This is a genomic window from Sphingobacterium chuzhouense, from assembly GCF_014692525.1.
In the GTDB taxonomy this organism is placed as follows: Bacteria; Bacteroidota; Bacteroidia; order Sphingobacteriales; family Sphingobacteriaceae; genus Sphingobacterium; species Sphingobacterium chuzhouense.
The window spans coordinates 293,872-315,703 of the sequence record NZ_JACNYL010000003.1 but is presented as its reverse complement, the minus strand read 5'-3'; the positions used below and the strand labels follow the sequence as shown (position 1 = coordinate 315,703).

At 43.1% G+C, this 21,832-nt stretch carries 14 protein-coding genes; 4 read left to right on the top strand and 10 right to left on the bottom strand.

Features of this window, described 5'->3' with window-relative positions; genetic code table 11:
* Nucleotides 1-41 precede the first annotated feature (41 nt).
* Both H8B21_RS13315 and H8B21_RS13310 read left to right on the top strand, forming a co-directional pair.
* A complete protein-coding gene (locus H8B21_RS13315; protein WP_223815024.1) occupies nt 42-758 on the top strand; it encodes a 3-ketoacyl-ACP reductase in 717 nt (238 codons plus the stop codon).
* Between the two features lie 69 nt (nt 759-827).
* Nucleotides 828-2,030, top strand: a complete 1,203-nt coding sequence (locus H8B21_RS13310) for a BamA/TamA family outer membrane protein (protein ID WP_223815023.1) — start codon at nt 828-830, stop codon at nt 2,028-2,030.
* Between the two features lie 72 nt (nt 2,031-2,102).
* On the opposite strand, the gene H8B21_RS13305 is transcribed toward H8B21_RS13310, so the two are convergent.
* The 5 genes from H8B21_RS13305 to H8B21_RS13285 all read right to left on the bottom strand — a co-directional run bounded on the left by H8B21_RS13305 (nt 2,103) and on the right by H8B21_RS13285 (nt 6,867).
* Nucleotides 2,103-3,065, bottom strand: a complete 963-nt coding sequence (locus H8B21_RS13305; protein WP_190314264.1) for a TolB-like translocation protein — start codon at nt 3,063-3,065, stop codon at nt 2,103-2,105.
* A gap of 97 nt (nt 3,066-3,162) precedes the next feature.
* Nucleotides 3,163-3,882 carry an FAD-binding oxidoreductase gene (locus tag H8B21_RS13300; RefSeq protein WP_190314263.1) on the bottom strand — a complete coding sequence of 240 codons (720 nt, stop codon included), beginning with the start codon at nt 3,880-3,882 and terminating at the stop codon, nt 3,163-3,165.
* Between the two features lie 76 nt (nt 3,883-3,958).
* Nucleotides 3,959-4,822, bottom strand: coding sequence for an AraC family transcriptional regulator (locus tag H8B21_RS13295; protein WP_190314262.1), 864 nt, complete (start codon nt 4,820-4,822; stop codon nt 3,959-3,961).
* A 191-nt stretch (nt 4,823-5,013) separates the two neighbouring features.
* On the bottom strand, nt 5,014-5,736 hold the full coding sequence (locus tag H8B21_RS13290) for a hypothetical protein (protein WP_190314261.1): 723 nt from the start codon (nt 5,734-5,736) through the stop codon (nt 5,014-5,016).
* A gap of 63 nt (nt 5,737-5,799) precedes the next feature.
* Complete coding sequence (locus tag H8B21_RS13285) at nt 5,800-6,867, bottom strand: endonuclease/exonuclease/phosphatase family protein (RefSeq protein ID WP_190314260.1); 1,068 nt, start codon at nt 6,865-6,867, stop codon at nt 5,800-5,802.
* A 309-nt stretch (nt 6,868-7,176) separates the two neighbouring features.
* On the opposite strand from H8B21_RS13285, the gene zwf reads away from it, so the two are divergent.
* Together zwf and pgl are read left to right on the top strand one after the other, a co-directional pair.
* Nucleotides 7,177-8,709: a glucose-6-phosphate dehydrogenase gene (gene zwf, locus H8B21_RS13280; RefSeq protein ID WP_190314259.1), complete on the top strand. Its 1,533-nt coding sequence runs from the start codon at nt 7,177-7,179 to the stop codon at nt 8,707-8,709.
* Nucleotides 8,693-9,412 (top strand): 6-phosphogluconolactonase, encoded by a 720-nt coding sequence (pgl, locus tag H8B21_RS13275; protein ID WP_190314258.1) that lies wholly within the window; start codon nt 8,693-8,695, stop codon nt 9,410-9,412. The genes zwf and pgl overlap by 17 nt, the downstream gene beginning before the upstream one ends.
* Before the next feature lie 64 nt (nt 9,413-9,476).
* Here the strand turns inward: pgl and H8B21_RS13270 are convergent, their stop codons facing one another.
* From H8B21_RS13270 to H8B21_RS13250, 5 genes are all read right to left on the bottom strand, one after another.
* Nucleotides 9,477-11,981, bottom strand: coding sequence for a sugar-binding domain-containing protein (locus H8B21_RS13270; RefSeq protein WP_190314257.1), 2,505 nt, complete (start codon nt 11,979-11,981; stop codon nt 9,477-9,479).
* 39 nt (nt 11,982-12,020) lie between these two features.
* Nucleotides 12,021-12,698 carry a DUF3823 domain-containing protein gene (locus H8B21_RS13265; RefSeq protein WP_190314256.1) on the bottom strand — a complete coding sequence of 226 codons (678 nt, stop codon included), beginning with the start codon at nt 12,696-12,698 and terminating at the stop codon, nt 12,021-12,023.
* Nucleotides 12,699-12,710: 12 nt separating this feature from the next.
* On the bottom strand, nt 12,711-14,570 hold the full coding sequence (locus H8B21_RS13260; protein ID WP_190314255.1) for a RagB/SusD family nutrient uptake outer membrane protein: 1,860 nt from the start codon (nt 14,568-14,570) through the stop codon (nt 12,711-12,713).
* Nucleotides 14,571-14,582: 12 nt separating this feature from the next.
* A complete protein-coding gene (locus H8B21_RS13255) occupies nt 14,583-17,705 on the bottom strand; it encodes a SusC/RagA family TonB-linked outer membrane protein (protein WP_190314254.1) in 3,123 nt (1,040 codons plus the stop codon).
* Nucleotides 17,706-17,861: 156 nt separating this feature from the next.
* The gene (locus H8B21_RS13250) at nt 17,862-21,821 is read right to left on the bottom strand and encodes a hybrid sensor histidine kinase/response regulator transcription factor (RefSeq protein ID WP_190314253.1); all 3,960 of its coding nucleotides are present in this window, start codon (nt 21,819-21,821) and stop codon (nt 17,862-17,864) included.
* Nucleotides 21,822-21,832 lie beyond the last annotated feature (11 nt).

Below are 21,832 nucleotides of genomic sequence, written 5' to 3'. Positions count from 1 at the left end.
ACTATTCTTATTATTTTTGGGTAGATTACAACAGCATCAAAATGATAGAATTAAAAGGTAGAAAAGCAATCATTACAGGCGGAGGCCGTGGTTTAGGAAAGGCAGTCGCGTTGGCACTTGCGGCAGAAGGTGTTCAGGTGGGTATCACAGGGCAAAATGAGCAGAACCTCCAGTCTACCGTAGAGGAGCTTCGCGGATATGGCGTGCAAGCACACTACGCCGTATTTAATGTAGCAGATAATGCGCAGGTGGAAAAAGGGATACAAGAGTTGGTGGAGGCGCTTGGCGGTGTGCAGATTGTAGTAAACAACGCTGGGGTGGGCCAGTTTGGCAAAGTGATGGAGATGGCACCGGAAGATTTCCAAAAGGTATTTGATATTAACTTTTTTGGTGTGTATCTCGTGGCAAGAGCGGTATATCCATATCTAAAAGAAGAGGGGCAAGGAGATGTGATCAATGTCGCTTCCACGGCAGGTTTAAAGGGCGGAGCGGGTATGGCAGCCTATGCGGCTTCCAAAGCCGCGGTAATTTCACTATCACAGTCGATGATGGCGGAATGGCGAAAAGATGATATCCGGGTAGTGACCCTAACGCCGAGCACGATTGCCACGGATATGAGTATCCAAGGTGGTTTAACGGACGGTAACCCGGATAAAGTGTTGCAGCCGGAAGATTTCGCAGAATGGGTCGTGGATATTCTTAAAATGAATCGACGGGCGCTGATCGCGAACGGATCCATTTTTAGTACGAACCCTTAAAAATAAAAGCTATCTGCGCTATTGAATTGTGAGATGCTGTTGCTGAGGAAATATAACTGGCTGTTGTTAATGGCTAGTTTGACGGTTGTTTTGCGTGTGAATGCACAACGGCCTGTTAATGAGATTGAGATTACGCCTGTCCGTTCGGACACTAGTGAACAGCGGGATCTGATCGATATCGGTCGTCAGGTATTTGGTATTGCGCCTCCTCAAGGGCAAGACAGTATAGGAAAAAAGGTTTATTTTTCGTTTTTACCTTTTTCCACGAGTGTGCCCGGTGGCGGTTATGCGCTGATTACCTCGACGACGGCGGGCTTCTATCTCGGTGATCGGGAAGACACCCATATGTCACGCGTAAACTTTACGCCCTACACTAATTTTAAGCAGCGGTTTGGTTTACCTATCCGATCCTACATATGGCTTAAGGAAAACAAATGGGTTATCGATGGCGATATACGGTTATTGAAATTCCCCCATGAAATATGGGGGCTGGGTAAGCAATATGGCCATAACGACAAAATCAATCTGGATTATACATATGTCAGGTTTTATCAGCATGTCCTTAAACGTATTGACGGTGGTTTTTTTATGGGGCTGGGATACGATCTGGATTATCGTACCGATATTCGGAGTAAAAGTGAGATTTCGATAGCTGATTTTACGGGATACCCATATGGGACGGCACAAAACGGATCCAGTATTTCTTCCGGATTAAGCTTAAATCTTATTTTTGATACTAGAGCGAACTCCATCAATACGTGGGATGGAAATTTTGCGAATTTGCAATTTCGTGTAAATCCAACGTTTATGGGAAGTACGGAGAACTGGCAATCTTTATATCTCGAGGTGAGAAGATACCATAGGCTTACGGATAATCCAAATCAGCAGAACATGATTGCTGTCCGCAATTTCTTCTGGACGGTCTTCAATACTAAAGTACCTTATCTGGACCTTCCGACGTTAAACTGGGATCCGTACAATAGCTCGGGAAGGGGACTTCCCCTGAGTAGATACAGAGGTAAGTCCTTATTCTATCTGGAGTCGGAATACCGTCGGGATATTACGCGTAATGGGCTTTTCGGATTCGTCCTGTTTGCTAATGTAACGAGTATTAGCGGACCTAATACACACCTTTTCGGAAACTGGAATGTAGGTACGGGCGCCGGAGCAAGGATCAAATTCAACAAAAAGTCCGGGACGAATATAGCCATAGACTATGGGGTAAGTAAAGGGTATCGGGGTTTTAGGCTTGGACTAGGAGAAGTGTTCTAGAAGCAAGACCATCCTAGGCACATTCGTTACCGATCGTTACGCCCAAAGTAAATAATTTTATAAAAGGTGTCTTTATTCTGTCCACACAACAGGGCCTTTCAATGCTTCAGGCGAGATTTCTCCTGCAGCAATGACCGGAATGACCCCATGACCATCCGTATCCACTTGATAGGTTTTTCCATCGACAGGAACGATCTTCATGTAACTTTGATAGCTCGGCACACTTCCCGGTACACCTATTGTGGTTTGTCCAGCTCCGAACACGATAAAGTGGCCATCGGGCGAGAACGCTGGACTAGCTTCTCTTTCTTGACTTTCCGTCGCTTGGTAAAACTCATCGGTTGTGAGATTTAGTATCCAGACCCGCTTTTGGTAAATCATAGCCAACTTTGTTCCTTGCCGATCTGCCGTAATCTGTCCAAAATTCTCATTAGGAAATTCCTTGATGATTTCACCTTTGGTATAAGGATGCGGGAATCGTACAAGTGCGTTTTTCCAGGTGATCACCAGCGAATTATCGGGTAGCCAGCAAAAACTGGAGTTGCGATCTACTTGCTCATTGTTTATTCTTTCGATGTGGGCAATGATTTTGCCTTCTTGAGGTGATAAGACTACAAAGCCTTCATCAAATGTTGGATCAATGCAAAATAGGCTTTTATCGGGAGATAGCGTTCCCGAAATGTACACTGTACCACCGTTTATTGGCCTGTAGTAGAACTCGTTAATAGCTTGCTCTTCAGCAAAACGTCGGTAGGTAAATTTGACTTGGTCCGGCATGCCATCACTTCGGCCATCCCGCATTTCCAGAATGTTTTCGCCGTCCAGCGATATGTCCCAGTCATACCAGCTTCGACCTGTCTTCCATATTACTTCCGTCATGGAGGGAAGCGCTATCGACGTATGTCCGTCATAGTTTTGGAAGAAGAGCTTTCCCGAAAGCATCCCGTTACCATTTGGTCCGTCCGTATCTGAATCTTTTGAACATCCGAATACTAGGAATACCAATAGGAATAGATATACAGTATTTGTTTTCATCGATTTACCTCTTGATCTAAATAAAGTACCAATTTCGGTTATTTCGGCACATCGGTCAATCCACGAATACAGGGATTTTATAACGTATAGCAATTATTTATAATCCTTTTCTTCCTTCCAACCAATAACCATGATGTTTGATCTTGCCGTTTGTTTTACTTTTGATGACTTTCCGAAAAGCCTGCACCGATTTTACATTTCCGGTCAAAACGTAATAGGCATCCTGCCAGTTCTCGTGATCGAGAATTTGAAGATGCTCCTGTATCCACGTCGTGTCTTGAAATAAGTTGTTCTTGGAATAGACGATGCTGTTTTCTAAGCCTAATACAGCAGGTATGTGTTTATTTTCCTCGTCGAGTTCGAATATAAACCGGATAGACAAATTTTTTTCTCTCACGATCGGAAGAAAGGAACTTGCCAACGCTAAGGAAGTCTCGTCACCAAAAAGTACAATCCTTTTTGCTGCTTCATCATAATATTTTTGTTCGGTCCGGGGATAGTTGAGCTGTATGGTTTCACCGACTTTTAACCGATGCATATAATCGCTCCCAACGCCTTTCCCATGCAGGTGGGCGATAAGCGTTAACTTGTCTTTTTCCTCGTTTATCTGTGCAACGGTATATCGTCGTGCGTCGGTATCGCTTACTCTAATGTCGAAGAAAGCACCAACCGGGAAATGCAGGTTTTTAAAATCGCCTTCCAATCGAAGTTGCTTTACTGATGGCGATAGATACGCTGTTTCACTTATCGTTACGGAAGGGATTTTAGAAATAAATAAATTTAGGGTATCAAAAACCCATTTTGGAGCACTTGGCATAATCTTTCATTTTATTGGTAACAAAGGACGAAAGTTTATACAAAATGGAAAAGGACGGAAAAGTGTAATTATTGGACTATTCGCGGTTTTTGTTGCGGAAGGTTACGGCGGTCATTCCAGTTGTTTTAGTGAATAGTCGGGAAAAGTAAGGATAATCATCGTAACCTAATATAGCAGCAATTTCCTTAACTGCTTTATCGGAATGATAAAGCAAACGCTTTGCTTCCAAAATTACACGTTGCTGAATGTGGTGGGATACCGACTGACCGGTTACATCTTTCACACATTCATTGAGGTAGGAAACAGAAATATGTAAGGCCTCCGCATAATATGAAGGGCGTTTCTCTGTCAGGAAATCGCGTTCCAATAAGCGAAAAAATTCATTGGTAATCCGCTCAAACCGCGAAAGCGATTCGGAAGGTCTTACTTGCCTTAGGTACAACGAAATGATCAGCCCTGCCAAGGCATTGCAGCTATCTTGCAGGGAAGAAAGATAAAGTTTATCGGATTTTCTTTCGTACAGATTCGTACACAGACGAAATGCTTGGCGAACAATGGTGAGTTCTTTATGCCGAATGGACAACGGTTTTAACGGAGCGATATTTTGTAAAAGTTTGAGATAATCTGGATGGATATTTTCATTGCTGATGATGAGTATATACATTTCGATATTTTCGACTTTCAAAGCACGGTGCACCTGATTGGGTGATTGATAAAGAATCGTTGGGGTACTGATTATATATTGCTCAAAATCAATTTCGGTGTGCGTGATGCCTTTTTCCTGCAATACAAAAAAGTGGTAATCGTGCCGATGCGCATGCATCGTTTCGTCATCTGCCAAAAAAGATGCGGCAGATACTTTTGACACAGCTATGCCATTGCCGTATTCTTTAGGCAATGTTCTTATGGGGATATCTTTTTTATTCGATATCGTGCGCATCTTGTTTCGTTTCCGTTACTTATCGTCTCGCTATTTTAGGACATTAAGCAATAGCTAAACCTACTTAAAAAGTTTTGTTACGCCAAATCTCGCCCAACTAATTCGCAAAGAATGCATTGCGCAAGCGTATTGCATTATGGGATGCTATCGCGGATGGATTAATGTCTGACCACTAAATAGCTGATAACTTTTTACGGAACATCCCATTCAAAATCGGTAATGACAGGATCCGACTTTTCGGCCTTGACCAGCTTTAGACCATTGTTCTGATATATAAAGAGATCTGTTGCCTTCCACGTCCACTGTTTACCTTCCCGTGTATTGATGCCTGTAACCTCATAAGCGATGGCAATTTTGCCATCAGCAACGGTTACATCAATCCGGTCAAAAGTTTCTTGAGAAGTAGCACCATCCGGGATGGTAGGACAGCTTTCCAGTTTTTTCAGGACGGCACTGTCGTCACGAAACCACTTGCGCAGAAAGCCAAGGTGAGTATCGGAACATTGATAACCGAGATTCAGTGCGGTAAGTATCTTGCATTTTAGGTTGCTACGTGATGCGGTTGCTTTGCCATCCCAAGCACATTCGTTGCCGATGAAAGTGGCAACATAGCCTAGTGCGGCCTTTTCCGGGTCGGAGATACGGTCCACATAGGCTTCGTCCAGCACGATGGTACTGACAGTCGCGTCGTATTCTTCCATGACTTGGTCTTCTCGCCAGAGAAATTTGACGGATCTGTCTTGTAAGCCTATGGAGTCGGTATTGTTGACAGGCTGTGTTGTGTCTGGATATGAGGATGTTGCATGGGCAGTTTCCGTATCTTTTTTAGGAGACGATTGGCAAGCTAGCATCGTGGCAAGGGCCGGAATGCATACCCATCCGATATGCGCGAATAATTTGCTCAGTTTCTTCATGTTTCCATCTTTAATTTCCGATAGTTACGACCAAAGGTATGTAAATTTTTAGTCCCATGGCGTCTAACGGTTTTCGCTTTCTTCTGCCTTTCCGTCGGCAATCAGTTCGTCAACCTCCTGCATTTCTCCGTTTTCAAGATGCTTTACTTCTTCTTCCTGATCGTTTGATTCGACGTCAATGTGGAAGGTACAGCCTATTGGAAAGTGATCGGAACCGACAGATGGGTAAATAAACAACTTATCTATTATTATAGTTGTACTGTGGAATAATAAGTCTAACGGAACTCGAAAAAACCAATAGTTGGCATGAAAGGTTGACAGTATACCCCGTCCAATACGTGCGTCGATAAGTTCACTGGTTTTCTTAAACAAAATAGAGGATCTTGCCCAGGCAACATTATTGAAATCGCCCGTGACTACTACGGGTAGCGCAGAGTCTCTCACTTTTTTCGCTACTGCCAGTAAATCGCCGTCTCGTTCTTTGGAATTATCTTCCTCCGTTGGACTTGGTGGGGGCGGATGTACCGCGAAGAAAACAAAGCGATGACCATCGTCGGTCTCGAGTTCCGCTTCTATACTAGGAACATCATCCGCTACAAAATAGTGGGTTTGTATATTCTTAACTTTTAACTTAGTATATAAATGCATCCCATAGGTGTTTTCAAGCGTCACCTTTTCCTGATATGGATAATCTTTTTCTAGAACGCGCATGGATTTTTCCCAGTCGGTATTACTTTCCATCGTTACAAAAATGTCAGGTCGCTCTTGCTCGATCAATTCGATAAAGCGGTGATAATCGCTGTTATATTGATGGATGTTGCAGGAGATGACTTTTATTTTATTGGAACTAAACGAAGTTTTGGAGGGTTTTTGTTTTTTCCAGAATTTGGTGTACCGCATTAAGATGTAAATATGGTAAACAATCAATGCAAACTGGACGGCTTGAACTATCCAAAGCCAGATATTGTCCTCCACATATATCATCGTTATACCAAAGGCAATAATTTGTAGGATAACAAGCTGTATTTTGATAAATTCGGCAACGCGGAATAACCAGTGCTGATGTTGGATAAAGGGAAGTAAACTTAAAAGAATCAAGAGTACAGAAATAACAGCAAGTGTTGTAACCATGAGAAATAGTAATGAATTGAATGAACGATGATTAAAAGTAAAAAATTAGCGGCAAAATAAGAAAAGTTAAATGACTAGATTTTCTTATATGGTCAACCCCATAAGCGTTAATGTTGGTCACATACGGGTAAAAAAAAGAATTTTTGCGTAATAGCATACAAGTTTCAATATCTTTGGTCTTCCATACTTAAACTATTTTATAAAAAATGAACAAATACAATTTTGGAATCGCAGACAACGATTTCGCTGTAGCTAGATTGGATTTAGGTTTTTTCATACCCACTGGGACTAAATTTTATCGACCTTAACATGACACACGACAGAACAACAGCACCAACATCCATTGTTGTATTTGGTGGAACTGGTGATCTCGCGAAAAGGAAATTGTTCCCAGCTTTCTTTAATTTATTCATTGATGAATGGATGCCTGTGCATTTCCAGATCATTGCATTGGGTAGAAAACCATATAATCAGGAGGAATTTCGAGCATATGTCCTAGGAAATCTAAAGGAATTTTCACGTAATAACACGTATACCGAAGAACAGTGGGTGAGTTTTAGTGAAAAAATTACGTTCTTAAATTTTGATATCACGGATGAGAATTCATTCGAGAATCTCAATGATAAACTAACAGCATTCGATGTCGATCGCAACAACCGCGCAAACCGTCTTTTCTATCTATCGGTAGCACCTAGTTTTATCGAGTCCGTATCGTCTAGCTTAAAGAAAGCAGGAATGGCCGACGAAGTTAAAAAAGACCGTATCATCATCGAAAAGCCTTTCGGTTATGACAAGGCTTCTGCAGTTGCCCTGAATGAATTATTAAATCAAAATTTTAAGGAAGAGCAGATTTATCGCATTGACCATTATCTAGGTAAGGAAACGGTACAAAATATTCTAGCTTTTCGCTTTGCAAATACGGTTTTTGAACCGCTATGGAGCAATAGACATATCGAATCGGTTCAGATAACGGTGGCTGAGCAGGTTGGTGTGGAAGATCGGGGCGGATATTACGATCATTCGGGTGCTTTACGTGATATGATTCAAAACCATCTCCTGCAGATTCTCTGTATGGTCGCCATGGACGCTCCGGTTGAATTTGAATCTTCTTTAATCCGGGATAAAAAGGCGGAAATACTAAAAGCGGTACGCCGGATCAAGCCGGAAGATATCAATCACTACACGGTGCGTGCACAATATACGGATGGTGAAATAAATGGAAAAGCAAAACAGGGTTACAAACAGGAGCCGGGGGTAGATCCTAATTCGAATACCGAGACATTTGTAGCGATGAAGTTTTATATCGACAATCCGAGATGGCAAGGGGTGCCTTTCTATATGCGTACCGGCAAAAGTATGGCGCAGAAGAAATCCTGTGTCGTGGTGAACTTTAAGCAAGTGCCGAACAAAACATTTGTAAATAGTAAGGATACATTACAGCAGAATCAACTGACGATCAATATCCAGCCTGAAATGGATATCCGCTTGTCCTTCATGGCGAAAAAACCTGGTTTGGACATGACGTTAGACCCGGTTGAAATGGTATTTGACTATTTTGAGAGTGCGCCAGACAGCCCGGAAGCATACGAAACCTTGCTGATCGATGCACTCGATGGAGACTCGACGTTATTTATGCGTTCGGATCAAGTAGAGGAAGCTTGGGATATTATCGCTACGATTCAGCAAGAATGGGAAAACGGAACGTATTCACCTATGTACACCTACGCCGCAGGAAGCTGGGGACCCGAAGCTGCGGATGAGCTGCTGAACAGGCAGGGACATCAATGGTTATCAACAACAACGGAAGGTTTAAAGGAGGAAAAGAATGTTAAAACAGTTTAAAAGTAAAGCACAAATTTTTGAAACGGCCGCACAGTTATTTGTCGATGCGGCGAAAAAAAATATAGAGGAAAAGGGATTTTTTTCTGTGGCATTGACCGGAGGTTCTTCTCCTATCGAGTTGCATAAATTGCTAGCCACAGAAAGCTATAGATCACAGGTGGATTGGAACAAGGTGTTCGTGTTTTGGGGCGACGAGAGATGGGTGCCACTCGATGACGATTTGAGTAACGCAAAGATGTCTTACGAGACGCTGCTTAATCATGTCCCTATTCCCGAATCCAATATTTTTCCGATGTATAAAGAAGGCGTAGATGCGAAAGATTATGCGCAGACCTACGAGCAGATTTTACGGGAAAAACTAGGAGATGATGCACGGCTCCATTTTATTTTTCTGGGAATGGGAGACGATGGACATACGGCATCATTGTTTCCGGGCACGGAAGTGCTTCATGAAAAAGATAAATGGGTAGATGCTTATTTTCTGGTGCCGCAAGATATGTATCGGATTACGCTGACAGCTCCGTTTATAAATAAGGCAGACCAAATCGTGGTGATTGCCTTTGGACAGAAAAAGGCCAAGGCCTTGCGGGAGGTTTTGCAGGGGGAGAACAATCCTGAACTGTATCCTTCCCAGCTTTTAAAACCGTCCGTGGGAGAATTGGTTTTCCTCGTAGATGATGAGGCGGCTCAGCTGTTGACGTGATTGGACAGGAGAAGAGCCCTCCCAAGAATACGCTTTTGGGAGGGCTTTTTATATGCAAGAGGAGTTAATGCAGCTTAATCTCTACGTCAGCCGCTTTTAGCCAAGGAGCTGTAAACCTTGCTACAACCTGTTCACCGGGTTCTCCATTCGCCTGTATGTAAACGATCATTTTACCATGGTAAGCACGTTGCTTGTTATCCGTATAATCGCCCATATCCGAATTGTTGCCTGCTTCCATACCCAGCAACCGACCATTGCCGGCAAGTTGACAGGTTATTTCGTCTTCTGCTAATAGCACGGGAAGCCCATTTTCATCGATAATTTGTAGCTCGATCTGCGCAACACCACCTTTAGCTTGTAAGGTAGTCGTACTCGATGGAAGCACTTGGATAGCCTGCGGTCTCTTGCTTGATTGTATATAATAACGGGTTATTTCCTGGTCATCGGCATCAAGCCCCACCACTTCCAGTTTCCCAGCAGCGTATGGGATATCCCAGTGTATAATTCCGTGCTCGTCATTGTATTCTTTGGTTGTCCCGACGACTTTTCCATTAAGTTCCAATCGCGCTTTTTTGGCATTGGTATAACACACGACACGTATCTGCTGTCCCTCTTGATAATTCCATATTGGCCAAGCATCCATCGATGGTGCTTGATCTTTACGTTGTCCCTGTTCGGTTTCCAGTCGAGACCACACATCGGTTGCTGCTCCGCCCCCTTGTAGTGGATAGGTGCCCAGATACGCCATCGGTTTTTCTGACCACAAAGATTGGCGGAAATATCCGCGCGGCTTGGTAAAACCGGCAAAATCCAGTAGACCGGAATAGAAGCCGCGTGAAGGCCAGCGACCTGATTCTCCTAGATAATCAATACCTGTCCAAAGAAACTGTCCGAAGATATGTTCGTTATCTCTGACCGCTTTCCAGGCGCCCATGTCATGGCGGTTTTCACTGCCATAGATAACACGCGCGGGATAACGTTCATGATCTTGCTGATAGAGGCTTTCGGTATAATTATAGCCGGCGATATCCAGTGCGCCCGGATACGCCGTTTCATTCGACATCGCAACGCCTGCTAGTCCAGCGGTTATCGGACGGCTATTGTCGTATTTGCGAACAACAGCCGCAAGTCGTTTGGCTATGGTACCCAACCGCATGGCATCGGGGGCGTCTTTTTTATAACCTCCGAATATAGGTTGTGTAAATCCGCTTTCCGAACTTCCATCGAGGACGGGGTGGGAGTAGGGATCATTGGGATAATCGACCTCATTTCCTATGCTCCAGGCAAAAATAGAAAGATGGTTACGGTCCCGTTTTACGATGTCTTCCAGGTCTTTTTCACCCCATTCTTCAAAGAAATCATACGAGCCCTGGAATCCCGGTGTTCCTACATTCCAACCTTCCAACCACTTTCTTTTTGGATATTCCCATTCATCGTATGCTTCATTCATCACCAATAACCCCAGTTCGTCACACAACGCGTATAGGGAAGGGGCTTGGGGATTGTGGCTGGTGCGAATGGCGTTAACGCCCAATTCTTTCAGGGCCAATAAGCGACGACGCCAAACTTCGGGATAAACTTCAGCACCCAACACGCCGGCGTCGTGGTGTATACAGACACCCTTCATCTTCATCCACTGATCATTAAGCGCAAATCCTTTATCCGGATCAAATGTAAAGGTGCGGAATCCGGTTTTTATTTCGGATTCATCTATTTGTTGATTTCCTTGGAGTATGCGGGTCCGCAGCGTGTAGAGGGTCGGATGTTCCAAATTCCATAGTTGGGGGTTTTTCACATCCAATGTTGTTTGGATTTCGTCGCGGACGCCACCTGCAAGCGTAGCTTTAGTCGTTTTTTTTGCTACGACATCGCCATTTGGTCCCACGAGTTCATTCAAGATGGAAAGGGTCGCCGATGCATCGGATTCATTATGCATGGCGACTTGCACGTGTAATGTACCTCGGTTCTTTTTTACTTCGGGATAGGCATACACGCCCCATGGTTCTAAATGAACGGGGTTTGCACGTACTAACCATACATCACGGTATATCCCTGATCCGGTGTACCAACGTGAATCAGCATCCTGACTATGATCTACTTTTACGGCTATCGTATTTTCCTCTCCGTATTTGATATACGGCGTGATGTCGTAACTAAAGGAGATATAGCCATTTGGGCGTTTCCCGACGGACTTCCCATTGACAAATACTTCGCTGCGGTTGTAAACACCTTCAAAATAAATGTAAAGCTTTTGTCCGTTGTCCTCCTGTGGGATGGTCACGTTTTTTCGATACCATCCAATGCCTCCGGGAAGGTATCCCGTGGCACTGGCTAAAGTAGGACTTAGAGGCTGCTTAACACTCCAGTCATGGGGCAATTGGACTTGGTGCCACGATCGGCCAAGCTGATTTTGCGTGGCTGCATCTTCGTTATGGCCGAGATGGAAATGCCAGTTTGCATTTATTTTTTCCGCCTGGCCGAATCCAGGTTGGGCAAAAAGAAATGGTGGAATACAGCAAGTCATTAATATTGCCGATGCCAGATAAGATGTTATTCTTGTTTTGATCATATTATTTTATCGTCAGCACATTATTCATTATAGTGCGGGTTACAGGTTTACTTTTTGAACCTGGCTGTAATACAATTCTCCTGAAGCTGATGCCTTTACACCAATTCGGACAAAAATATAACCCAAGCTTCTGAGGTTTGCCGGTATCTCGACAACCATGTTATTAGAGCCGTCGATGGTAATATTGTCAGTAGATAGGGTTGTTTTAAGATCATGTCGCACATCATCGATCAACAGGTTTTTCCCGAGGTATAAATTGACGTTGTCCAGATTCGCTGTTTCTATTATTTTATTTAGGAAGAAATTAGCTGTTATTTCGCCATTGTTATGTTGAAAAGATATATTACTAAGGGTGAAATAGGGTTCTACAGGAACATCAACTGCCGTATGGCCATTCACGTTAATAATAATTGTATCAGTCAATTGTGGTAACCATGGAGAGTTTGTTTTCCGTACCAGTTTATATTCTCCGTCAAATAAAACAGCGGAAAATGTACCATCATGGGTCACATGGATAGGAAATTGCGCTCTCAATTCATGCCCATCTTCCCAGAGTTCTAGCTGAGGTCCGTTTGTGCGGACACCGACAGGTTCTCCATTATAGACGACTCTACCTGTCAGGGTAGACGTGGGTTCCGTAAAATTATCATATTCGCAACCTGTGAATATGCAGGTTGTTACTATAAGTATTATTAAAATGGATGCTTTGATTTTCATAACTTTCTAGAATTAATGAAATGGATTTCTAACCAGTTTTGGGTTGTTGTTTAACACGTTTTGGTCAATGGACGAATAATAGTTCGCCATACGGAAAAGACGTGCTCTACGGAATCGTGTCGGCCGGATAGTCTCGAAGATATACTTTCCGTGATCTGGATGACCTGGCCGAACAATGTGGTAACTATAGAGGCCACGCACAACCGCATTGGTACTGCTTTCGGCTCCGTTCCAGATCTGATGCGCAATCCGCCACCTCTTTAAATCGAAAAAGCGATGATCTTCAAATGCCAATTCTACCCGGCGTTCGTTGCGGATAATGTCCGTGGTTAATGTGGTGATGCTATTGGCCGCGAATCCCGCACGCTCCCGCAACGTATTGATATAATTTACAGCACCTGCCTCACCTAATTCAAAAGCAGCTTCTGCGGCATTCAGATAAATTTCGCCCATGCGAAACCACGGCCACCAGTTTTCAGCTGATATACCTCTAGCACTCGCTCCTGGCGCGTCACTAACAAACTTACGGATGTAGAAGCCGGTATTACTCACGTCTTGCGCATTATCTAGCGGACCATCAAAGCCTGTCCAGAGTATCCGTTGCGTGACTCCACTCTGATCCTTGTATTCGTATTGACTTCCTAACACGGCAGACGTACGTAGTTGGTAACTCCCATTTTCCCACACGGCAACTCCAGCTTGCATGCTCACTTCTCTCCCCCTAAAAATTGATCCCGGATATACAACCGTTCCGGTTAGACGGGCGTCTTTATCGGCAAATAGATCGGATGGATGCTCGTAGCGGATATAATTTCCCGAACCGTCTTTAATACGTAATGCACCTTTGCTGCCATCCAGGTATTCAAAACTCTCGACAAAGCTTAACGAAGGGGTCAGTGTCGATGACGACTCGTTGTCTTCCGTAAAGCTTTTGACAATATTGTCGTACGTAAAACGGTGCGGTTTGACACCTACTTTAAAGTCTTTAGCAAAGATCACTTCTGTTGTCGATTTGCTGTTGAGCATATCGTAAAAATTGGCTCCTTTATCGCTGTTGGCATTATAAAGGCTGTAATCAGGGTTACTTAAGATTTCCTTTGATGCGTTAAGCGATTTGGTATAGTAATCGTTTGCCATGGAAGCGGGTATACCCACTTCACCGCCGGGTGTTGATATAGGGGCGCTCATCTGTGCATTGTATTTTGCTATAGAGGCAGCATATAGCATAGCTCTACTTTGCAAGGCGAGTGCAGTAACCGTATTGGCCCGTGTTCTACTTTTTTCATTTAAGGACAATGCATCTTTTACCTCTTCCAGCTCCTGGTACACAAAATCATAAACTTCGTGTTCTTTGGAGCGGGGTATTTGCAAATAAGTAGGATCACCACCGAAATCGTAAATCAATTGTTCGGTTACGATAGGAACACCGCCCATTCTTTTCACCAATTCGAAATAGACAAAAGCACGGATAAAACGCATTTCGGCAATAAAAAGCTGTTTTTGCTCCGGTTCTAGATTTACCGAATATTTGTCCATGTTATCCAAAGAAAGATTGATGTCCCGAATCAATTCATAATCCCAATAACGGCCATAGTCGTCACCGTATTGAAAATCATTTCGCCAATTTTGATCGCGGTGGCCCGACCACATCGCATCGTCGATTTCCGACATACCGCCCGTATTGAAAACACCATGTAATTGTGGAAGACGGTCGTAATAGTTTGCTAGTAGAGAAGTGAGCAACACAGGATCATTCCAAAGCTGTTCATCAGTAATAATGTCTTTTGGATCACGGTGTAACCATTCGTCATGCTTGCAACCTGCTGTAAAAAGCAAGGTCATCAACGCTATTGTAATATATATATACTTCATTGTTATGCAGATTTAGAATGTAAAATTAAAGCCAACGAGGAACGTACGCTGTTGTGGATACACCACGGCTGCAGGTGCCTCAATTTCTGGGTCTATTTGGAATCTCTTGACATTGTCAAAGGAAAATAGGTTTGAACCGCGTACATATACCCGGATTTTATTGGCGTTTATTTTATTTAAAACCGTAGCGGGCAAGGTGTATCCAAGTTCCAGATTGCGTACGCGCAAATAGCGGACATTGGTTAACCAGAAATCATTATTTTTAGCATTCGGTCCGGAATGTCCTTCACGGATAGCCGGGTAATAGCCAGGAACCCATTCACTATTCGGATCATAAGGATCTGCGCGATGCCATCTATCTTCTAACAGATAAGCTGGCGAATTTCCGCCACCGTGGAATGCATTTCTCAACTCATAATCTTGATTCCATGACTGCATACTGCCTCCGGAAAAATCAATATTAAGGTCAACTCCTTTGTAATCTAATCCGATACGGCCTCCAAAGCTCAGCATGGGTGCCCAGCCGGTAGGGTAACCAATCGGACGCTCATCCAATCCGTTGATAATGCCATCGCCATTGACGTCTTTGTAGATAAAGTCGCCTGGTAATTGAGAGTTGTTGTTTTGTCCGTCGTTATCGATGGGGTGATTGCGTATTTCGTCTTCCGATTGAAAACGACCTACGACCTGGTATCCCCACCAAACGCCGCCCCAGCGGTCTTCGACGGAATTTTTGTATTTGTTCCAGGAGTTGTCGAATCGGGGCTTATAGGTCTCGATACTTCTATATCGTGAAAAAGTAAAGTTTCCGCTAACCACGTAGGCTAGTTCACCAACACGATCCTGATAAGTAATAATACCTTCGGCACCATAGTATCCATTTTTGTTTAGGTTTTCATTTGGCAAGCCGTAACCCACTTCACTAGGCAAAAGCACATCATAACGCGCTGCCGGTGCGCCGATTCTGATGATTTTGAAAAGATCGGCGGTTAAGGTTAGTTTAGAATTAAGCATCGCCAAATCGAGACCAATATTGTAATTGGTGTTTTTTACCCAGGAGAGATTATCGACCGGCAGTCCGCGGGGGCGCAACCCATTGTAGTAATCGCCATCCAGAACAGCGCCACCTTGTTTCCAATTATATCCCGATAAGAAGCCGAACATACTCACGCCTTGTTCAAGTCCTGTTTGACCAATAGAGGCTCTGATCTTTAGGTCATTAATGGTGGTTTTTAGAGGTTCAAAAAATGTTTCGTCCGAAATACGCCAGCCTAGCGATGCTCCAGGAAAAAAGCCCCAGTATTTGCCGGGCGCATAGAGATAGGAGGCGTCGTACCGACCCAAAAGTTCCAATAAGTATTTACCTTGATAATTGTAATTTAGACGTCCGATATATCCGGCGCGCGCTTCATAATTCCATCCATCATTGAACGAATTCATTTCATCGAATTGCATCAACGGTAGATAATTGTTACTGGGATTGGAACCCATTTCCAGAAAATTGCGGTCATAATCGGAACGCTCATACCCCAACATAGCGGAAAGATTATGGTCTCCGAACGTTTTGCTATAATCTAGCTGAAATTGTGCGTAGCGGTTAACAGCTTCGCGCTCGGTTTGGTAACGCCAACGGGAATCGGTTCCGTGCGTACGACGATATTCATCATTTTCATACGTATATACATCATATGTATACTGAAAGCCGTCAAATTTATTATTGGTATAATTATAGGATACCGTACCCCTCGCCGATAAACCAAAATCAAACTTATATTGTGCATAGAGGTTGATATTTGCGTTTCTATACAAGTTATCTTTGTAGCCTGCTATGTCTCTGCTGAAAATAGCAGGATTATAGGCGAAATCATGCGTATGATTGGGATATTCCGGATTGTCGTTTGCATAGGGGCCAACCGTTGGACGGTTCTTGAAAATCGCCAATATAGACGAGAAATAACCATCGCCTCCCGGTAATCCGACATCTTCGCTTTTCTCCTGCCGACCGGATATCTGGGAACCAATAGTAAGTCCTTTTAGAATAGTAGCTTCCATATTAGCCTGTAAATTGGTACGGTTATATTGAAAGTCTCGAATCATCGCTTCTTGGTCTGTACGACCAACAGAAAGGAAATAATTAGATTTCTCCGATCCCCCGTTTAGATTCGCATTGATATAACGTTGTGGGATATTTTTACGGATGACCATGTCGTGATAATCATATCCTTTATATCCTGGTTCCGCACCGGCTTGCCATTTTGCATATTCTTCAGGACTATAAACAGAGGCCGGGTCTCTACCTTCATTCTGTGCTGTCTCCAGTTTCCCTCGGACGTACTGTGCCGCATTCGCAAGGGTCGGGAAACGGGTTAAGTTTTGCCAGCCGTAATAACCGTTAATATTGATACGCGTAGTTTCGCCTTTCGTTCCTTTTTTAGTTGTTACTAATACAACTCCGTTTGCTGCACGTAAACCATATACCGCGGCAGAGGCATCTTTTAATATGGAAATGCTTTCGATGTCTTCGGGATTTAGGGCATTGAAGGCATCTGCGCCTGAAACTTGGGAAGAACCAACCCAGTCGTTACCGGGAGCTCCGCCGTATGGAACACCGTCGATGACATAGAGCGGGGTACCCATATTCCGGATCTCAATTGCTGCTCCTTTTCCGGGGCGGGCATCTTTCGCCCGAATGGATATCCCTTGTACCTTTCCGGCTAATGCACCGGCCATTGTAGTCGAGGAAGTGCGGACAATATCATCTGCCTTAATATCGCTCACCGCTCCGGTTACATTTCTGCGGGACTGTGTACCATAACCCACAACAATAACATCTTCCAAAAACTGATCGTCGCTTTCCAGACGGATGGTAAAATTTGTTCGATTGCCGATAGCCAATACCTGTGATTTGTAACCGATATAGGAAACGCTCAGAGAATCCCCAATCCCTGTGAGTTCGAACTTTCCGGTAGCGTCGGTGGTTGTCCCAGTCGGCGTACCTTTGATGAATACGTTCACCCCGGAAATAGGGGTATTCGCATAATCGACAACGCTTCCTGTAAGTTTTTGTTGTCCATGTACAAATAGGGGTATCATCCATACCAGTACATGCAATAGAATAGGTTTAAAATTTACCATAGTGTTTAGTTTTATTATAAAAAGTTTGCTTTTTCCTGTGTAGGAATAATATCAAATCTATAATTGAATGCGTACGTCAAACTTAGCGGATTATACACTTATCAAGCATATGTAAATCCGTCAGATTTCGATAGTATTTTCGTCAAAAAGGGGATTTTAAGGACTTTGAGGGCTGTTTTTTTGATATTCAGATGGAAGCTGTCCAAATTCATCTTTGAAACATTGCCGGAAATAAATTGGACTATGGATGCCCACCATGAAGGAAACTTCCGTGACGTTATACTGTCCTGATCGAAGCAGCTCGGCTGCTTTTTGTATGCGTATTTTTCGAACCAGTTGGTTAATGTTTTTCCCGGTCAGTGCTTTTAATTTTCGGTATAAGGTGGAATGACTCATGTTCATTTTTTCAGCCAGCTTGGTCGTCTCTAACACATCATCCTGCATGTGTTTTTCTACTATCTCTATAAACTCCTGTACAAACGTATTGTCTTTCCAGAGGCCTTCCGGTAGATTCGAATGCGGATTCTCTCTCAAGGATGTTTTTTGCATTAGATAATCATGGACAATCTTTCTGTTAGACAGAATATTTTCTATCCTTTTAATCAGTAGAACCGGCAGGATAGGTTTTGTTAGATAGGAATCAACCCCCAATTCATAACCTTTTTGCTTGTCAATATCGCTGTCCTTTGCCGTCAATACAATCACAGGAATATGACTTGTCTCGCGTCTTTCCTTGAGTTTATGGACCATTTCAAATCCGTCTCCTCCCGCCATCATGACATCGCTAATAATTAAATCGGGAATATCATCGTTTGCCTTGTCGAATCCTTCTTTGCCATTGTCGGCAGTTATTACCTTATAATGGCTTTCCAATGTGGATGTGAGATACTGCCGTAAATCAATATCGTCTTCAACCAATAGAATTACTTCCTCATTATTTACCAATGGTGGTGCGGCTTCTGCGACACGATTCGTGAGTAGGTGAATACAAAATTCACTACCTTGCCCAATCAGGCTTCTCACTTCGATTTTTCCATGATGGACGGCAACCAATTCTTTTACTATCGCTAATCCGATCCCGGTTCCCGGTAGTGAAGTACCATCGATTTGGAAAAAACGGTCAAATATACGGGTCAAATATTCTTCCGGAATCCCACTTCCGGTATCTTTTACTCGAAGAACCGACCAGGTGTTTAATCGGTCTTGTTCATAGGAAAGGCTAACGTCTATCGTACCGACCGTGGTATACTTATACGCATTGGAAAGCAGATTGTCCAAAATGATATGGACGATGTCTGCATCGAAGGTGGTTCTGATATCCGTGACGGGTAGGTGACCTCGGATTTGTAATTTCTCTTTAAGATTCAACTCCACGTATTTATTGACAACGTCTTGCACTACTTCTCCCAAATTGCCCTCATTCAAAACCAATGGTTTGTGTTGTGATTCTACTTTTCGGAATTCCAAAAGTTGATTTACCAAACTGAAAAGGCGGTTGGAGCTTTTTTGTATTACTTGAACTAGATTTTTCTGTTTCGGTGATAATGTTTTTTCTTCCAGTAGATCATCCAATGGGCCGAGAATAAGCGTGAGGGGCGTGCGGAGTTCATGGGTGATATTGGTGAAGAAATTTAGGCGCTCGGTCGTGAGCTGCTGTTGTTGTTGATGCTCTAATTTTTTTAACCGCAATTCTCCCTCGGCTTTGATTTTCCTTTGGTAGAAGAAAATGATGGCAAACAGTATACCGCCTCCAAACATGGTATAGATAACCTTGGCGTATGTACGGAGATAATATGGAGGCTTGATATCAATGGACAGACTGGTTATATCGCTTGACCAGTTTTCGTTTTTCTGACGGGTGCGAATAAGTAACTCATAAGTGCCGTAAGGAATATTTCGGAAATTTAAGGCTTGTTCATTTCCGATAAATGTCCATTCCTGATCACGTCCTTTTAACTGATAGCTGAACTCCGTCAAACCTTGAAGTGCATAGTCAGAAACACCAAATGTTATTCGAAAGCTGTTTTCGTTATGCTCTAATTTAATTTTATCGTGGTGGGGTATATATTTTTCTGTCTGTCGAGGTGATTCTCCGCCTTGAAAAGCTGTAAAGCTACCGATATAGATAGGAGAGGAGGTGAGTGTAATCGGAACGTCTTTTGGGTCAAAAAAACACAAACCATCCTGCATACCGAAAAAAAGTTGCCCCTGTTCATTTAGAGCAACACTATTATTCTTGAAACCACCCAATGGAATACCAAAATCCTGATCATAGCTAAAAAATCGTTTTTTCTCTGGAAGATACCGGAGAAGTCCAGATTTTGTAGAACACCAAATGTTGCCGTCCTGATCCTCCACGATAGCCTGTATAAAGAGCCAGGCATTCGTTTTTGGTGGTGTAATGATTTGTAACGCTCCTAACTTTTTATGGTTGCTTTGAAGCGCAATACCTTCATTAGTGGCTATCCAGATGTTATTTTTACTATCCCGGAACAAGTGGTTGATGCTGTTGCTTTTGAGTCCATTCGCAGATGTGAAATGAGCGATCTGTTTTTTGTCTGTATTAAAAACATAAATTCCCTGGCCGTAGGTGCCTACCCACATATTTCCATCGACGTCTTCTACGAGGGCTCGTGGAGCATAATCTCCTAAAGCCGGCTCATGGAGCGTTAACTTCTCTATTCGATCGTATTTCGGGTCGTAGATAACTACACCACGGTTGGTTCCGAACCAGATATGCCCCTTGTGATCCTCCGTAATCGTTCTTACTTCTGGAAGCGCGTCCAATACATTTAACGGCTTCCATTGCTTTGTGTTTGCATGAAAAAAGGATACGCCCTGATTTTTCAAACCAATCCACAAATTTTTGTTACGATCTTGAAAGCCGCTCAATAAGAAATCCTCATGCAGGGCATTTGATAATTTGGTAGTTCGGGAACTGGATTCGCTTACTTGAAGTTGAAGAAGTCCTTTGCCTTCAGTGACGAGCGTCATGGTATTTTGTGAACGGCTGACGATACCATTGATAATCGCGTTGGTTCCCTGTATTGTTTCAAAAAAAGGATTAAAATGGCTGATAAATCCGATTCCGCCTCCATAGAAAGCTAACCAAATATTTCCAAATTTATCTGAAGATATTTTTTGGATCGAAACATGTCTGCCAAGTCCAATATCTATACTGCGGATATCCTGTATAACTGGAATATCGCCGGCACTTTCGTATATTGGTTTAATAACATGGAGTTTTGAAGATTCTGTTCCTACCAAGATTTCCTGATTGATTTCGGCTAGCGCATAAATGAAAGGCTGGGCGATCGTATCTTTTGACAAGTTGATGCGCTTCAGTTTTCCGCTTATGGGATTATAGACCGTTAATCCCTTTCTGGTACCTATCCAAATGTTGTTTTTATGATCACAGAGCAGTACTTTGATTTCATTATGTGGAATACCGTGTTCGGCGTTGTCTACATGCAGGCGTTTTAATTGACCGGTTTGTTTGTTTAGTATGGAAACACCGTCATTTACGTGTCCAATATATAAAAGCCCCTGCTGATCCTCGACAATAGACCAGATACTGTTGCTGGGTAAACCGGGGACACTCTGCGTATCGAAGTGTTCGAATTCTTTCGAGACTTGGTTAAACTTTTCTACACCATGGTGGTATGTGGATAGCCAGATTGCACCATCACTACCCTTGAGGATATCCGTAATATCGTTTGTAGCGATTGATTTTTTATTTGCAGAATCGTGTGTGTAATAAGAGAATTTCCCACTTTTTATATCCAACACATTTAATCCATTTGCACGGGTACCAATATAGAGGTATTGATCGTCGTACAGCAGTTTATTTATCTCGTTGCTATTAATGGATGAGCCAACTTCTTGTTCAGATTTGTAATAATGGTCGAAAGAATTTGCGGCGAACCGATTTAACCCCAATTCAGTGGCAATCCATACAATCCCTTGGTTATCGTGTACAATATCTAACGCGTTGGGATTTGAAATACCTTGTTCCAATGATAAAAATTTCACATGCGGAAGTTGAGCATAGGAAACCCCATACTGCCAGAATAGGATAATAGCCAACAACCGAAACTTTTTCAATATGGTTGACACAATGGTGTACT

Coding starts and splice junctions, on each gene's coding strand:
- H8B21_RS13310 (WP_223815023.1), top strand. CDS start 828: ATGGCTAGTTTGACGGTTGTTTTGCGTGTGAATGCACAACGGCCTGTT.
- H8B21_RS13255 (WP_190314254.1), bottom strand. CDS start 17,705: ATGGTAAATTTTAAACCTATTCTATTGCATGTACTGGTATGGATGATA.
- H8B21_RS13290 (WP_190314261.1), bottom strand. CDS start 5,736: ATGAAGAAACTGAGCAAATTATTCGCGCATATCGGATGGGTATGCATT.
- H8B21_RS13300 (WP_190314263.1), bottom strand. CDS start 3,882: ATGCCAAGTGCTCCAAAATGGGTTTTTGATACCCTAAATTTATTTATT.
- H8B21_RS13260 (WP_190314255.1), bottom strand. CDS start 14,570: ATGAAGTATATATATATTACAATAGCGTTGATGACCTTGCTTTTTACA.
- H8B21_RS13270 (WP_190314257.1), bottom strand. CDS start 11,981: ATGATCAAAACAAGAATAACATCTTATCTGGCATCGGCAATATTAATG.
- H8B21_RS13295 (WP_190314262.1), bottom strand. CDS start 4,822: ATGCGCACGATATCGAATAAAAAAGATATCCCCATAAGAACATTGCCT.
- H8B21_RS13315 (WP_223815024.1), top strand. CDS start 42: ATGATAGAATTAAAAGGTAGAAAAGCAATCATTACAGGCGGAGGCCGT.
- H8B21_RS13265 (WP_190314256.1), bottom strand. CDS start 12,698: ATGAAAATCAAAGCATCCATTTTAATAATACTTATAGTAACAACCTGC.
- pgl (WP_190314258.1), top strand. CDS start 8,693: ATGTTAAAACAGTTTAAAAGTAAAGCACAAATTTTTGAAACGGCCGCA.
- H8B21_RS13285 (WP_190314260.1), bottom strand. CDS start 6,867: ATGGTTACAACACTTGCTGTTATTTCTGTACTCTTGATTCTTTTAAGT.
- H8B21_RS13305 (WP_190314264.1), bottom strand. CDS start 3,065: ATGAAAACAAATACTGTATATCTATTCCTATTGGTATTCCTAGTATTC.
- zwf (WP_190314259.1), top strand. CDS start 7,177: ATGACACACGACAGAACAACAGCACCAACATCCATTGTTGTATTTGGT.